This window comes from Mesorhizobium tianshanense (genome assembly GCF_007830515.1).
Lineage (GTDB): Bacteria > Pseudomonadota > Alphaproteobacteria > Rhizobiales > Rhizobiaceae > Mesorhizobium > Mesorhizobium tianshanense.
The window spans coordinates 1-13,081 of sequence record NZ_VLKT01000108.1 but is presented as its reverse complement, the minus strand read 5'-3'; the positions used below and the strand labels follow the sequence as shown (position 1 = coordinate 13,081).

Genomic DNA, 13,081 nt, shown 5'->3' with positions numbered 1-13,081 from the left:
GCCTGGCGAAGCTCGCGGTTCTCGCGTTCCAAAGCCTTGAGTTTCGTCGCCACATCCGTAGGCACACCGGCTCGCACGCCACTGTCGCGCTCGGCCTTCTTCACCCACTCATGCAGCGTCTGCGCCGTGCAGCCGATCTTGGCGGCGATCGACGACACCGCCGCCCACCGCGAGGCATGCTCGCCTTCGTGATCCAGAACCAGCCGCACCGCGCGGGCTCGGACCTCGGGAGAGAACTTGTTGGTCGTCTTGCTTGTCATGGCTCCACCTTCTCAGGAGTTGGAGCCTCCGATCAACCCGGCGCGGTTCAACTGCCGCGAAAACGGTACGCAACATCAAGTCCATCTATATCGAGAATTTCGAGGCGACCGTCGACCAAGACCAGATCAAGAGCTATCGGATCAATGCAAGGATCTCCTTTCTACTTGATTGAGGGCTCTTCGTTTTAGGACTCTTGCCGCATGGCTGAACATCTGAGGAGCGATGATCAATGCCATACGCGACCAACGCCGATCTTCCACCCTCAGTTAGCCGGCATCTGCCGGAGCATGCACTGGATATCTATCGGGAAGCATTCAATCATGCCTTCCTGGCGCATACTGGCGATCCGCGCCAGGAAGAAGCCTCGCACCGTATTGCATGGGCGGCAGTCAAGCGCTCATATCGGCAAAGCTCGCGCATTTTTTTGAGAGCGTGTTTGGCTGGCACTTTGAAAGATTCCCGCTACCGTATGAACACTACAGGTTTCTACCCGGGAATGCTGAATAGCCCGGATCGATCTTGAATTGGAGCAATCGAAGACACTCAAATAAGTGGCGCAAGCCATTGACCCGGCGTCATGATACCCGGCGCCGAGTGCCGAAATAGAACGCAGGCCTAAAACAACCGTTTCACTTCAGCTACGGCGGCAGGAGACCACGCAGGACAAAATGAGCAGACTTCACCTTGAAACCCATGTGGTTTCCCGGATCGGCTGGCTCAGGGCAGCCGTGCTCGGAGCCAATGACGGTATTGTTTCGACAGCAAGCCTGATCCTCGGCGTAGCGGCTGCGCAAAGCGGGCGCGCCGAAGTGCTTCTCGCCGGTGTAGCCGGGCTGGTGGCAGGCGCGATGTCTATGGCAGCTGGCGAGTATGTATCCGTCAGTTCGCAGTCGGATTCCGAACAAGCTGATCTCCAAAGGGAGCGCAAAGAGCTTGTTGATCAACCGGATTTCGAACGCGAGGAACTTGCCCGCGTCTATGTCGAGCGAGGCGTTGAACCGGATTTGGCGCGGGAGGTTGCCGACCAGCTTATGAAGAAAGACGCCCTCGCGACACATGCACGCGAGGAGCTGGGCATTTCTGAGATGACGACAGCGAGGCCGATACAGGCGGCGCTCATCTCCGCCGCGACGTTTGCCGTGGGCGCGGTATTACCGCTGGCAATGGTGCTGGTTTCACCGGCATCCCTGCTTGCGCCCATCGTGTCCGTGGCCTCCCTGGTTTTCCTCGCGATGCTAGGTGCCATCGGCGCCGTGGCCGGCGGTGCAAGTGTTTGGAAGCCGACGCTAAGGGTTACGTTCTGGGGAGCGCTTGCGATGGGACTCACGGCTGGGATCGGCGCTTTGGTGGGGACCTCCGTCTGATCGCTCTTGCTGGAATCTGACTTTGTTCCCATCGGCAAGGGCTGCGGGTGGATAGACGACGATTTCGCCAGGACGCACGCACATCGGCTCTAAAGCCGCCGGCAGTAATTCGAACAGTCGGCGCAATCCTGGATTTCTCACCGGATAGGCTTTCGATCTTCCCATTATCTCGGCCGTCGCTCACGGGGATTGAGGTAAATCAACCTGGCTCCGAGCAAGACAGACCAATATTCGCCCGTCCTTTTGTGAGTTGTTGCAATGAGCCGAATTGGAGGTTTCCTGCTGGCCATGTTCATCGCCATAGCGGCTGCGGCCGGTGTGGCGTTCTTGCTTTACAAGAACGAGCTTGGCTACAGGCGCGACGCCGCCAGCCGAGGCAGTCTGGTGGCCAAACTCGACCTGGGCCCGATCGAATACGCCGACAGCGGTGCAGGCATTCCCCTTCTGTCGATCCACGGCGCCGGCGGCGGCTTTGATCAAGGCCTTGCCAATGCAGCCGATCTTGTGGGTGGGGGCTTCCGCATCATCGCGCCGTCGCGCTTCGGCTATCTGCGCACGCCCATTCCGCAGGACTCCTCTCCATCTGCGCAGGCCGATGCGCATGCGGCGTTGCTTTCCAAACTGAACGTGCCCAAAACGGTGGTCGTCTGCATGTCGGCAGGCGCGCGTTCTGCGGTTGAACTGACACTCCGCCACCCCGACAAGGTCGTCGCCCTCATTCTGATCGTTCCAGCCCTTTATTCGCCCACCAGTCCGGTCTCGATCGACGTGAGCCGTGGCAACAAGTTCGCATTCTGGGCCGTCAATGCTGGCGGCGATTTCGCCTGGTGGGCCACCGAGAAGATCGCACCGTCAATACTCATTCGCTTCCTCGGCGTTCGACCGGCGCTGGTAGCGGCTGCGCCTCAGGCCGAGCAGGACCGCGTGATGAGCTTCGTCAAGAGCGTTGAGCCATTGTCGCTGCGCTTCCCCGGAATCAATATCGATAGCACTCCCGAGTTGCATGAACTGCCATTGGAAGAAATTACTGCGCCGACAATGATCATCTCTGCGCGCGACGACCTGTTTAACACGCTGCCGGCAGCTGAGTTCGCAGCGGGCAAGATCCCGGGTGCCAAGCTGGTCGTCTACGACACTGGCGGACATCTTTTGGTTGGACAGGTGCAGGAGGTTCGCAAAGCAGTTCGCACGTTTCTGGCTAGCGCGGGCTTGATCCCGTCGTCCGATGCCACCGAGACACCTGTTCGCAGACATCGACCACAAGCGAGGTGAAGGTCGGGGCGATGGCGGGGGCCGACCACGGCGCGACGACACATGCAAGTTCGAGCAGTGTCTGGGTACACACTCAGACCCGGGCTCCTCGGCTCGACGGCAACGCCGTGAGCAACCGACGCTTGTATCAACTCAAACCGATGCCGTTGTCCGTAAACAGCGCTTCTGCAAACAGTCTGAATTTGCGATGGTGGCAACGGCCACTGTAAGTTTCCCCCGCACCTTCCTCCTCCCAACCCGAAGCCCGACGCCATGAGCGATGACCATGCACCCTTACTGTCCGGTCTCAGTGAGGCGGAGGCACGGGTGCGTCTGAAGTCAGAAGGCTTCAACGAACTGCCTCACCCCGACCGCCGGACGGCGCTGCGCATCGTGTTTGAGGTTCTGCGCGAACCGATGCTTGCTCTCCTGCTCGGCGGCGGCGCCGTCTATCTTTTGCTCGGCGATGTGAAGGAAGCCGTGATCCTGCTCGTCTTCGCGGGCCTGTCGGTCCTGATCACCGTCGTCCAAGAAACGCGCACCGAGCGCGTGATGGAGGCGCTGCGCGATCTCACCAGCCCCCGGGCCCTCGTGATCCGGGACGGCGTGCGCGCCCGCATCGCCGGCCGTGAGGTTGCGCGCGGCGATCTGGTCGTCCTTGGTGAAGGTGACCGCGTTCCGGCCGATGCCGCCTTGGTGCAGGCCCAGGATTTGCAGGCTGATGAGTCCCTGCTCACCGGGGAATCCGTGCCGGTGCGCAAGGCGTTGTCCATCGGTACGCGCACCAGCCTGTCTCGACCAGGTGGGGATGATCTGCCTTTTGTCTATTCCGGGTCGCTCGTGGTGCGCGGCAGCGGCATCGCAGAAGTGATCGCCACCGGGCCGCGCAGCGAGATCGGAAAAATCGGCCAGTCGCTGCACACCCTCGAAACCGAGCCGCCCCGCCTTAAAGCACAGACCGCGCGGCTTGTGCGCCTGGCCGCGCTGGGCGGCCTAGTCGTCAGTCTTGCGGCGGTCGCGCTTTACGGCGCACTGCGCGGCGGTTGGCTTGATGCGGTGCTTGCAGGGATCGCCATCGGCATGGCCATGCTGCCGGAAGAATTCCCGGTTGTCCTAACCGTCTTCATGGCAATGGGCGCATGGCGGCTTTCCCGCGCGCGCATCCTGACACGCCGCGCCAGCTCGATTGAAACGCTCGGATCGGCGACAGTGCTGTGTACCGACAAAACCGGCACGCTCACCGAAAACAGGATGACCATCGCCGAACTGCGGCTTCCGGATGGCGCATTCTTCCGTGCGGGCGATAAAGCCGAGACCACCGTGCCGGGTCAGTTCCGGGAACTGGCCGCGCACGGGTTGCTGGCCAGCGCGCCGGAGCCGTTCGATCCGATGGAGAAAGCCTTCCATGCGTTTGCACGCAGTGAACTGAACGCGGTGGAAGGCCCGCCTGGGTTGGGATGGACACTTGCACACAGTTACGGGCTGCAACCCGATCTTCTCGCCATGACACAAGTCTGGCGGACTGATGCGCGCGCCTCCGCTTTCCTGGTCGCCGCAAAGGGCGCACCCGAAGCGATTGCCGGTCTGTGCCGACTCGACGAAACCGGACTTGATGCCGTACGGCAGTCGGTGGACGCCATGGCCACTGAAGGCTTGCGCGTGCTCGGTGTGGCGAGAGCCAGGCATGACGGCGGTCGGCTGCCGGACTCCCAGACAGAATTTCGGTTCGAGTTTCTTGGCTTGGTCGGCCTCGCCGATCCGCTACGCTCCGGCGTTCCTGACGCTGTGCGGGAATGCCGCTCGGCGGGCATCAGGGTCGTAATGATTACCGGCGATTATCCGGCGACCGCGCGCGCCATTGCGCGTCAGGCCGGGTTTGCCGACGACAACGTGCTGACCGGCGATGCTCTCGCTTCCCTCGACGAGGCCGAACTTATGCTCCGCGTGCGCAGTGCGTCCGTATTCGCGCGCATCATGCCCGAACAGAAACTGCGCATCGTGCAGGCGCTGAAGGCTGATGGTGAAATCGTCGCTATGACCGGCGACGGGGTGAATGACGCCCCATCGCTCAAGGCCGCACATATCGGCGTCGCCATGGGCGGCCGCGGCACCGATGTGGCGCGCGAAGCCTCATCCATCGTGCTGCTAAATGACGATTTTGGATCGATCGTCGTGGCTGTCCGGCTCGGACGCCGCATCTACGACAATCTGCGCAAGGCCATGGGATTCATCTTCGCTGTCCATGTTCCCATTGCCGGGCTCGCGTTGCTACCGCTGGTGTTCGGCCTCCCCATCCTGCTAGGCCCCATCCATATCGCGTTCCTAGAAATGATCATTGACCCGGTGTGCTCCCTCGTCTTCGAAGCGGAAAAGGAGGAAGATGACGTGATGCGCCGCAAGCCCCGCGAGCCTGACCAGCCCTTGTTCTCTTGGCCGTTGATCGGCTGGAGCGTTATCCAGGGCGCGCTGGCATTCGGGCTGGTGGCGGCGATCTTTCTGCTGGGCCTCAATCGTGGGATGCCGGAAGATGAGGTGCGCGCACTCACCTTCTTCTCACTGGTGGTTTCCATCATCAGCCTCATTCTCGTCAATCGCTCCTTCAGCGCATCGCTGATGACGGCGATTCTCGGGCATAATCCGTCACTGGGCTGGATTCTTCTGGGGGTCGGGGCAATCCTTGCGGCCAGCCTGTTCTGGCCATGGCTCAGCGCGTTGTTTGCGTTCGGTCCACTGTACGGACACGACTTTGCCGTGACACTGGCAGCCGGGACCGTCGTGCTGCTTGTTCTGGAACTCATCAAGCCCCTGTGGCGCAAAAGACTCCGATCCTGATCGACCCAGAGCCGGCCTTCACAATCCGATTTCGTTCCCCGAAAGCGGGCATCTGTGGCGTCCATGGCCTATGCCCAGAGTGGTCATGCAGGCCCCTCATGTTTGGGGGCAAGGCACGGTGTTCCTTGCGCTCCCAGGTCTCGATCAAAAACAGGGCGGGCGAACTCGCTGCATTGATCGCTAAGCGCGCAATGCGTGGATCAATACGGCGATACCCCGTCTCGCGACTATGAGCATCGCCGCCATGCGTACGCAGTGCGCCTATGCCCTTCGCAACTGAGGTGAGACCACTGAGGATTTTGAGAGTATCCTGTTCGACTTCAGCCGGTAAATCGGTTCGGCCTAGAGATAGATCAAGCAGCTCCTGGATGGCGCGGATCAGACCGTCAATGTCCTTCTTGGCCGGCAGAGATAGCCGTAGCTCGATCAGGATTGAGCGGCACGCTGCTTCGATTAACGAGCAGGCGGCTTTTACTGCATCTTCGGGATCATCATTCGCATTTGGCAGGGCTCGGGCGATCTCGGCCTGCACGGTGTCCTCGCCATGAGCGTCCACAAGCGCCAGAGGCCGGGCAAACGTATCTTGTCACCCTCTGCAGATGCTAGGAGCGTGTCTGAGTAGTCATTGGTCAAGCGGGGGGCGAGTCTGATTCCTTGCTGGGTTATGAGCAAGGACTTTCGCCCCTGGATGATCGATGAGGCACAGCTTCTGCCGCCGAGCGTGCAGGACTACGTGCCGAGGGATCACCTGTCTCGGCTGATCGTGGCGCTGGTGCGGGAAGAGCTTGATCTTTCCGCGATTGCCGGCAGCTACAGGAGCGTGCTGGGCCAACCACCGTTCGATCCGCGCATGATGACGGCGCTGCTTCTGCATGGCTACGCGAGCGGCATCTACTCGTCGCGGCGGATCGCCAGGGCGGCTTCTGAGCGAGCGGACTTCATGATGATCGTGGCGGGCGATGCGCCGGACTTCCGCACGATCTCGGAGTTCCGCAGACGGCATCTGAAGGCGCTGGCTGCGCTGTTCGTGCAGGTCTTGCAGCTTGCCGAGAAGGCGGGATTGGTGAAGCTCGGGCACGTGGCGCTCGACGGCACCAAGAATCAAGGCCAACGCGTCCAAGCACAAGGCGATGAGCTACGAGCGCATGAAGAAGCGGGAAGCGGAGCTCGAGGCCGAGGTCGACCGCTGGCTTAAAGCGGCGGAGGCGGCCGATCGGGAGGAGGAAAAGCTCTACGGCAACCGGCGCGGCGATGAGATGCCCGATTGGGTGGCCGACAAGCAGAAGCGACTGGAGAAGATTCGCCAGGCCAAGGCCGAACTGGAGGCGGAAGCCAAGGCCGCCGCCGAAGAAGAGATGCGCCGCCGGGAAAAGGCGGAGGAGCAGCGCAAGGCAGAGGGCCGCAAGAAGAACGGCAAGACGCCGGCACCGCCGAAGACGGAGCCCGAGGGCAAGGCGCAGCGCAACTTCACCGATCCGGAAAGCCGCATCTTGAAAACCAAGGACGGCTACATCCAGGGCTACAATGCGCAGGCCGCTGTCGATGCACAGGCCCAGATCATCGTGGCCCAGAGCCTGACGCACAGCATGAGCGACCAGGACCAACTCGTGCCGCTCATCGACGGGATCAAGGACAATCTCGGCCGCAAGCCAAAGGAAGCCTCAGCCGATGCCGGTTACTGCAGCGAGGCAAATCTTGCCGCCTTGGCCGAGCGCGAGGTCGGCGCTTACCTCGCTACCGGACGCGCCAAGCACCCTGCCGAAGGCAGACCCAAAATTACCGGACCGCTCGTCCAGGCGATGCGGGACAAGCTGAAGCGAGCGGGACGACGAACCCGATACAGGCTCAGAAAGCAAGTCGTCGAGCCGGTGTTCGGACAGATCAAACAGGCAAGAGGGTTCAGGCAGTTCCTGCTGCGCGGCATCGAGAAAGTGAAAGCCGAATGGGCGCTGATCTGCACTGCCCACAACTTCACCAAGCTCGCCCGAGCGGCATGAACCGGCTATCGTTCAGCCAACAGCCCCCCTATGCCGGAGCTATCTGGACAGGCTCCTAGGTGATCTGCGCAACCAGCCCCTCCATAAAGTTGTCTGCCGCTTGGTCGGCTCATGCCTGGAGGCGACGACTACAAGTGACGAGAAATTCCGCGCGCTGGCAATTTTCCAGCGATGCGAGTAACGTACTAAACATCATCGGCGAGTGGCGGCGCTCACTGCGTACCCGCCGAGGCTGGGCGGCAGCGATGCCACTTGATGCCATTCGGCCCACTTTCTCAGGGGGTGATGAATGCGCAGTCTCCAAAGTACCGGTCGAGACTTCATTTGCAACTCAGCAGAAGACACATTCGCGCCGAGGGCGATTGCGAAGGCCATGCCGCAGCAAACCGTAGCGTTTGACGGTTGCACAGATGCAACAACAGCAACATGAGCAACATGAGGAGGGTGTTATGAACGGATGCATGAAAAGCGAGTTCAGCCGCTCCGTCGGGTGGTCGGTGGCAGTCATGAGCGCTATGGTTGCGGCCGTCTATTTTCTTGTGTCGACGCCGGTTGCCAGCCAGGAGGAAGACGCGACCGAGGGCGATAGGCACGCCCACGAGATGACCGACGTCTGGGATATCGCGCGTGGCGGCGAGCTCTACGACAACTGGATGGCGGTCATGGAAGTCGACGCGCCGGAAGGAACGCATCCAGCCTACCCCGCGGCCGGAAAGCAGGAGGGGCCAGGCACCTGGCGCTGCAAGGAGTGCCACGGCTGGGACTACATGGGCGTCGAGGGCGGCTATAGCAAGGGATCGCACTACACCGGGATTAAGGGGGTGAGGGGCGTCGCGGGCATGGAGCCCGAAAAGATTCACGATATCATCATGAACAAGACCCATGCCTTCACCAAGGAAATGATGCCGCACAGCGCCATGGAGAAGCTTGCCCTCTTCCTGAGCCGGGGCCAGATCGACGTGGATCAGTATATTGATCGCAAGACGAAGGCGGCACGCGGTAATGCGGGGCGCGGCGCCGGCTTCTACCAGAACATCTGCGCAGTTTGCCACGGCTTCGATGGCAAGACGATGAATTTCGGCGACGATGCCGCGCCCGAGTTTGTGGGAACTGTTGCTGCCGACAACCCCTGGGAAGCTCTGCACAAAATCCGTTTCGGCCAGCCGGGCGTGGGAATGGTCGCCCTCGGTGTGCTGCCGATCCAGGATCTGGTGGATATCCTGGCCTACGCGCAGACGCTGCCCACTGAATGAGGAGCGACAGGACTTAGCCCTTGCGAAAGTCTACCGACACCAGCCGCAGCGCGAAATGTCGGCTTCGGAGTAGCGCCGGGACCGTCGGCAATGGCGGATTTTGTTGAAGAAGTAGGCGATAAGACTGGCGCTGCTTTGACGATTGCGAGCGGATGCGCGAGGATCGACCATCCTCATGCCGGTCTGGCTTTGAGCTTGGCGAGTTTCCGGAGATTCTGGGCGGTGGCTGCGAGGTGGAACTCGTCACGGGCACCTCGTAATCGGAGCCGTCCAGTTGCCGGCTGGCGCCGGCGAAGTGCTTTTCTCTGTTTTGATGGGCTGTTTGGTGGCAGCTTCGGCCATGGCTTTATCCTCGAAAGTGGGTTGATCGACAGGTGCCGCCGCCTCCACCCTTCCACCTTTAGGTCTCCCAAGAGGCGCTAGAACTGGAGGTCAGCGGACCCGCTCGCCAAGTGTCGCTGCCGAACTGGTCCATTGCTTCGCGAATCCGCGTTTTGCCCCGGTTCATCGCGCCCGCGTCACCAAATTCGGCTCAGCCTGACGAGAATTGCATCCAAGCCGTTGCAGGAAGAAGGCTCATTGATTGGGATCAATGTCGACAGCATTCCCTGCCGGGCAGTGACAAAGCGATCAAAGATGCGTTGCGAGGCGGCCGTCGACGAGGCTAAGGCCGAATTGCAGGAGATCGTTTCCTTCATAACGCCAAGGGACTGGCCCAGCCGTGTGATGTCAGCCTGGCATTAAGCCGGATCAATGATCAACGGCGCAAAGGATGCTTTTTGTTTTCGCTGCGGGACAAGCCCGCTCAACAAACAGGAGACAGACTATGGACGCCTTCAACGTCGCACGCGGCGTAAGGTGGGATGGGTCTTTCTCAGTCTGGCAGAAGGCTTGCAGCAGCAATTCTCGCGCCCCTCTTTGTCATTGACCTGGCTCAATGACTGGTTGTCGAGAAAGGTTTTTGCTGCGTTCGCTCCGGCCGCTGCAGACTGTTGGTAGATGATGGAGGTCAACATGAACGAGCAACGGTGGCAGGACTGGGTCACGATGTTGGTCGGAGTATATGTGTTCCTCTCGCCTTGGATCATCCCATACTTCTTTCCTGGTTCAACAGTGATGCCTGTGATTGGATGGAGCCACTACATCGTCGGGTTCGCGATCGCTGTGATGGGTATGGCGGCGCTTGCTTCGTTCCAGTTGTGGCAAGAATGGCTGATCCTTATCCTGGGTTTGTGGCTCATCATTTCGCCTTGGGTTTTTGGCTTTACGGACACGACGCCGTTTCACTGGAATTCCGTCAGCACGGGGATCATCGTGGTGATCTTCTCGGCCACGGCACTTGTCTCCGGTTTCGACACCAGGAACATCACCTGAGACGATAGCTGCAGGGCCACAAGTCTACGGACAGAGGGCGAGCTCTCGATCGATCCAAATACCTTAAGTTCCACCGGCGGAAATGCATTTCCCGGCCAATTCCGTGGTCCCTGTAATCGGCGCGAACCGAAATTGCTACCACGATCCATCAAATGGTCAGCGACCAAGATCTCAAGAAGATTCCATGTCGCAGTTGATCCGGCTCAAAGCGCCAACTCGCTGACCGTAATAACATGCCAAAAAGCTAAGGGGCCTAGCATGAAAAGCGAGCCAGTGACTGAACGAGAAGGAATCGAAGCTGTGGTCTCGCGGCCCGCGGGAAGTTCGTATCTCGACGGCGATGAGATGAATCGATGATCACGGCCGGTCTCCGGAATTTCCTGGCAGCCGCGTGGTTCGCCCTGGCAACGGCGTCAACGGCGTACCCTGTTAAGGCAGCGTCCTCGTTTGTTCCGACGAGTCAGGCCTCGCTCGCGCCAATGCTGGAGCGTGTACTTCCAACCGTCGTAAGTATCACCGTGCAAGGCCGGAATGGATCGCCTCCCGACGCAAACGCCCCGGATTCCCTCCCCCAACAGTTCTCTGCCCTTGCCAACGAAGCGCCACAAGTCCAGGCAGCAGGCGCGGGGGTCATCGTCGATGTCGCAAACGGTTATGTCCTGACCAACAACCATGTCGTCCAGAATGGCGACAAGATCACGGTCACCCTCAATGACGGCCGCAGCTTCCAGGCCCAGCCCGTCGGAAACGATGCCGAAACAGATCTCGCCGTCGTCAGGATCGCGGCGGACGATCTGGCGGCACTGCCTTTCGGAGATTCCTCGAAGCTCCGTGTCGGCGACTATGTCGTGGCAATAGGCAACCCCTTTGGCCTTGGACAAACGGCGACGATGGGTATCGTCAGCGCTCTTGGCCGGTCCGGATTGGGGGGAGGTTATGAGAACCTTATCCAGACCGATGCCTCCATCAACCCAGGCAATTCGGGCGGCCCGCTCGTCGGTCTCGATGGAAAACTGGTCGGAATCAACAGCGCGATCATTGGGCCGAGCGGTGGAAATGTCGGCATCGGCTTCGCCATCCCGGCCGCAATGGCAAAACAGATAACGGAACAGCTTATTGCTTACGGCGAGGTGCGACGCGTGCAGCTCGGCGTGGTCGTGCAGGATCTCACTGCGGATCTCGCCAAGGCATTCCGGATCGACATCCGATCGGGAGCTGTTGTGGATCAGATCTTCTCAGGGTCGGTGGCTGAAGGCGCCGGTGTTCGCGTGGGCGACATCATCACCGCGGTGAACGACGCAAGCGTGGAAAATGCCGCCGGTCTCAAGAGCATCATGAGCACGATGTCGCCAGACGCTCTCGCGAAGCTTTCGATGATCCGTCACGGCAGTCCAACGACCATCACGGCGAAACTTTCTGCTGAAGGAAGCGCTGGCGTGACACAGATCGAGGGATCGGGTCTTCTTGAATCGGTCGTCCTGAGCGATGTCGAGACGATGACGGGAATGGGAAACAAAAAGGCGGACGGAGCACTGGTTCTGGCTGTGGGAGGAGGCAGCGGCGCGGGGGATGCCGGCCTGGCCACAGGCGACGTAATCCTCACTGTCAATCAGCAGATCGTCCACTCGCCAGGACAGGCATTGGAATTGGCACAGCGTTCACCTGCTCCCCTGCTGATCGGCGTCTATCGCGACGGAGGTATGTATTTCCTGACCATCCAATGAGGGTGGCTTTGCGTGAGTCAAATCCGTCGGGAGGCTTGGCGGTCTTGCCACTCGCCGCTGCTCGTATGACCAGAATGGGACAGGACGCGTGACGTATGACCCCGTCGGCGACGCTGCCCAGCAGGGCACGTTGTACGCCTCCGCGACCGTGGCTGCCGATCACGATGAGGTCCGCAGGCCATTCTCCGGCAGCCTTCACGATCTCGTCGGCGGGCATACCTGCAACGACGAACTCGAGCGCCGCTGGTTGCGCAGCGACAGGCGCTGACGGAGGCCTTCCAGCAGCCGCTTTCCGTCGTGCTTGGCTTGGTCAATCAATTCGATTGGCGAAATGCCGGTGTCGGCACCATTGCCAGGGGACGCGTCGATGGCGTGGACAAGCGCCACGTCAGTGCCAAGCGAACGTGAAGTTCGACACCCATCTCAGCGGCGTGCGCGGCAACCGGCTCACTATCGACTGCAATAAGGGTTCTTCGAATACTCATGGTCAACTCCCACGTTCAGCCTCAAAGAATGAGGAGTCGCCACCAATAGGCTCAACTACCAACCCACCGGCGGTCGGTTCACGTGTGGGCTTGTCTCGAAGGTTTGTCAGTATTGTCCGATCGAAAGAACCACGCCTTCGCCACTTCCGTCGCCACGATATAGCCGAGGACGACGGCAAGGACGGCGCCCATCTGGAGCGCCGAGAGCGGCACGAAGCTGGAGCGCCGAGAGCGGCACGAAGCTGAACACCGAACTCAGCGGCCCGAGGAACGGAATGGTGAGGGTCGCAGCGGCCACCACAAGCGTCGACCACAACAACAGCCGGCTGGGGCTGCTGCGAAAGGCAGGCCTGTGGGTTCGCAGCACGAGGACTACCGCGAGTTCGGTCAGGAGCGAAATCATGAACCACGAGGTCTGGAAGGTTGCTTCGCCCGCATGGAACACGAGCAGCAGGATGGCGAAGGTCAGCAGATCGAATACCGAGCTGATCAGGCCGAAGACAATCATGAAGCGCTGAATCTCCTTTATGCTCCAGCGCC

General features: G+C 60.5%; 12 protein-coding genes and 1 pseudogene. 9 read left to right on the top strand and 4 right to left on the bottom strand.

Annotated features, from left to right (window positions below; translation table 11 throughout):
• The coding region (locus IQ26_RS37805; protein WP_145723430.1) for a transposase at window positions 1-260 on the bottom strand (260 nt) is incomplete at its 3' end.
• On the opposite strand from IQ26_RS37805, the gene IQ26_RS41765 reads away from it, so the two are divergent.
• The 5 genes from IQ26_RS41765 to IQ26_RS37780 all read left to right on the top strand — a co-directional run bounded on the left by IQ26_RS41765 (window position 254) and on the right by IQ26_RS37780 (window position 5,708).
• A complete protein-coding gene (locus IQ26_RS41765) occupies window positions 254-433 on the top strand; it encodes a dodecin family protein (RefSeq protein WP_145723429.1) in 180 nt (59 codons plus the stop codon). The genes IQ26_RS37805 and IQ26_RS41765 overlap by 7 nt on opposite strands.
• Before the next feature lie 57 nt (window positions 434-490).
• The gene (locus tag IQ26_RS41760; RefSeq protein WP_145723428.1) at window positions 491-784 is read left to right on the top strand and encodes a ChaB family protein; all 294 of its coding nucleotides are present in this window, start codon (window positions 491-493) and stop codon (window positions 782-784) included.
• 145 nt (window positions 785-929) lie between these two features.
• Window positions 930-1,625: a VIT1/CCC1 transporter family protein gene (locus IQ26_RS37790; protein ID WP_145723427.1), complete on the top strand. Its 696-nt coding sequence runs from the start codon at window positions 930-932 to the stop codon at window positions 1,623-1,625.
• A gap of 258 nt (window positions 1,626-1,883) precedes the next feature.
• Entirely contained in the window at window positions 1,884-2,897 is a 1,014-nt protein-coding gene (locus IQ26_RS37785) for an alpha/beta fold hydrolase (RefSeq protein ID WP_145723426.1), read from the top strand.
• 252 nt (window positions 2,898-3,149) lie between these two features.
• Window positions 3,150-5,708 carry a cation-translocating P-type ATPase gene (locus IQ26_RS37780; RefSeq protein WP_145723425.1) on the top strand — a complete coding sequence of 853 codons (2,559 nt, stop codon included), beginning with the start codon at window positions 3,150-3,152 and terminating at the stop codon, window positions 5,706-5,708.
• Here IQ26_RS37780 and IQ26_RS37775 read toward each other — a convergent pair.
• Window positions 5,674-6,240, bottom strand: coding sequence for an abortive infection family protein (locus IQ26_RS37775; protein WP_208760308.1), 567 nt, complete (start codon window positions 6,238-6,240; stop codon window positions 5,674-5,676). The two genes, IQ26_RS37780 and IQ26_RS37775, sit on opposite strands and share 35 nt — an antisense overlap.
• 132 nt (window positions 6,241-6,372) lie before the next feature.
• On the opposite strand from IQ26_RS37775, the pseudogene IQ26_RS37770 reads away from it, so the two are divergent.
• From IQ26_RS37770 to IQ26_RS37750, 4 genes and pseudogenes are all read left to right on the top strand, one after another.
• Window positions 6,373-7,705, top strand: a pseudogene (locus IQ26_RS37770) (IS1182 family transposase).
• A gap of 461 nt (window positions 7,706-8,166) precedes the next feature.
• A complete protein-coding gene (locus IQ26_RS37765) occupies window positions 8,167-8,958 on the top strand; it encodes a cytochrome c (RefSeq protein WP_162458188.1) in 792 nt (263 codons plus the stop codon).
• A 1,014-nt stretch (window positions 8,959-9,972) separates the two neighbouring features.
• Entirely contained in the window at window positions 9,973-10,332 is a 360-nt protein-coding gene (locus IQ26_RS37755; protein ID WP_162458187.1) for an SPW repeat protein, read from the top strand.
• Window positions 10,333-10,685: 353 nt separating this feature from the next.
• A complete protein-coding gene (locus IQ26_RS37750; protein ID WP_145723422.1) occupies window positions 10,686-12,056 on the top strand; it encodes a trypsin-like peptidase domain-containing protein in 1,371 nt (456 codons plus the stop codon).
• On the opposite strand, the gene IQ26_RS41755 is transcribed toward IQ26_RS37750, so the two are convergent.
• Together IQ26_RS41755 and IQ26_RS37740 are read right to left on the bottom strand one after the other, a co-directional pair.
• Window positions 11,938-12,273: a universal stress protein gene (locus IQ26_RS41755; protein ID WP_145723421.1), complete on the bottom strand. Its 336-nt coding sequence runs from the start codon at window positions 12,271-12,273 to the stop codon at window positions 11,938-11,940. The genes IQ26_RS37750 and IQ26_RS41755 overlap by 119 nt on opposite strands.
• A 374-nt stretch (window positions 12,274-12,647) precedes the next feature.
• Window positions 12,648-13,081 (bottom strand): cation transporting ATPase C-terminal domain-containing protein (locus tag IQ26_RS37740; protein ID WP_240547458.1); only part of this gene is annotated, 434 nt, incomplete at its 5' end.

What these genes read in the sequence shown, in the direction of transcription:
- IQ26_RS41760 (WP_145723428.1), top strand. Translation starts at nt 491, where the DNA reads ATGCCATACGCGACCAACGCCGATCTTCCACCCTCAGTTAGCCGGCAT.
- IQ26_RS37790 (WP_145723427.1), top strand. Translation starts at nt 930, where the DNA reads ATGAGCAGACTTCACCTTGAAACCCATGTGGTTTCCCGGATCGGCTGG.
- IQ26_RS37785 (WP_145723426.1), top strand. Translation starts at nt 1,884, where the DNA reads ATGAGCCGAATTGGAGGTTTCCTGCTGGCCATGTTCATCGCCATAGCG.
- IQ26_RS37780 (WP_145723425.1), top strand. Translation starts at nt 3,150, where the DNA reads ATGAGCGATGACCATGCACCCTTACTGTCCGGTCTCAGTGAGGCGGAG.
- IQ26_RS37765 (WP_162458188.1), top strand. Translation starts at nt 8,167, where the DNA reads ATGAAAAGCGAGTTCAGCCGCTCCGTCGGGTGGTCGGTGGCAGTCATG.
- IQ26_RS37755 (WP_162458187.1), top strand. Translation starts at nt 9,973, where the DNA reads ATGAACGAGCAACGGTGGCAGGACTGGGTCACGATGTTGGTCGGAGTA.
- IQ26_RS37750 (WP_145723422.1), top strand. Translation starts at nt 10,686, where the DNA reads ATGATCACGGCCGGTCTCCGGAATTTCCTGGCAGCCGCGTGGTTCGCC.
- IQ26_RS41755 (WP_145723421.1), bottom strand. Translation starts at nt 12,273, where the DNA reads ATGCCCGCCGACGAGATCGTGAAGGCTGCCGGAGAATGGCCTGCGGAC.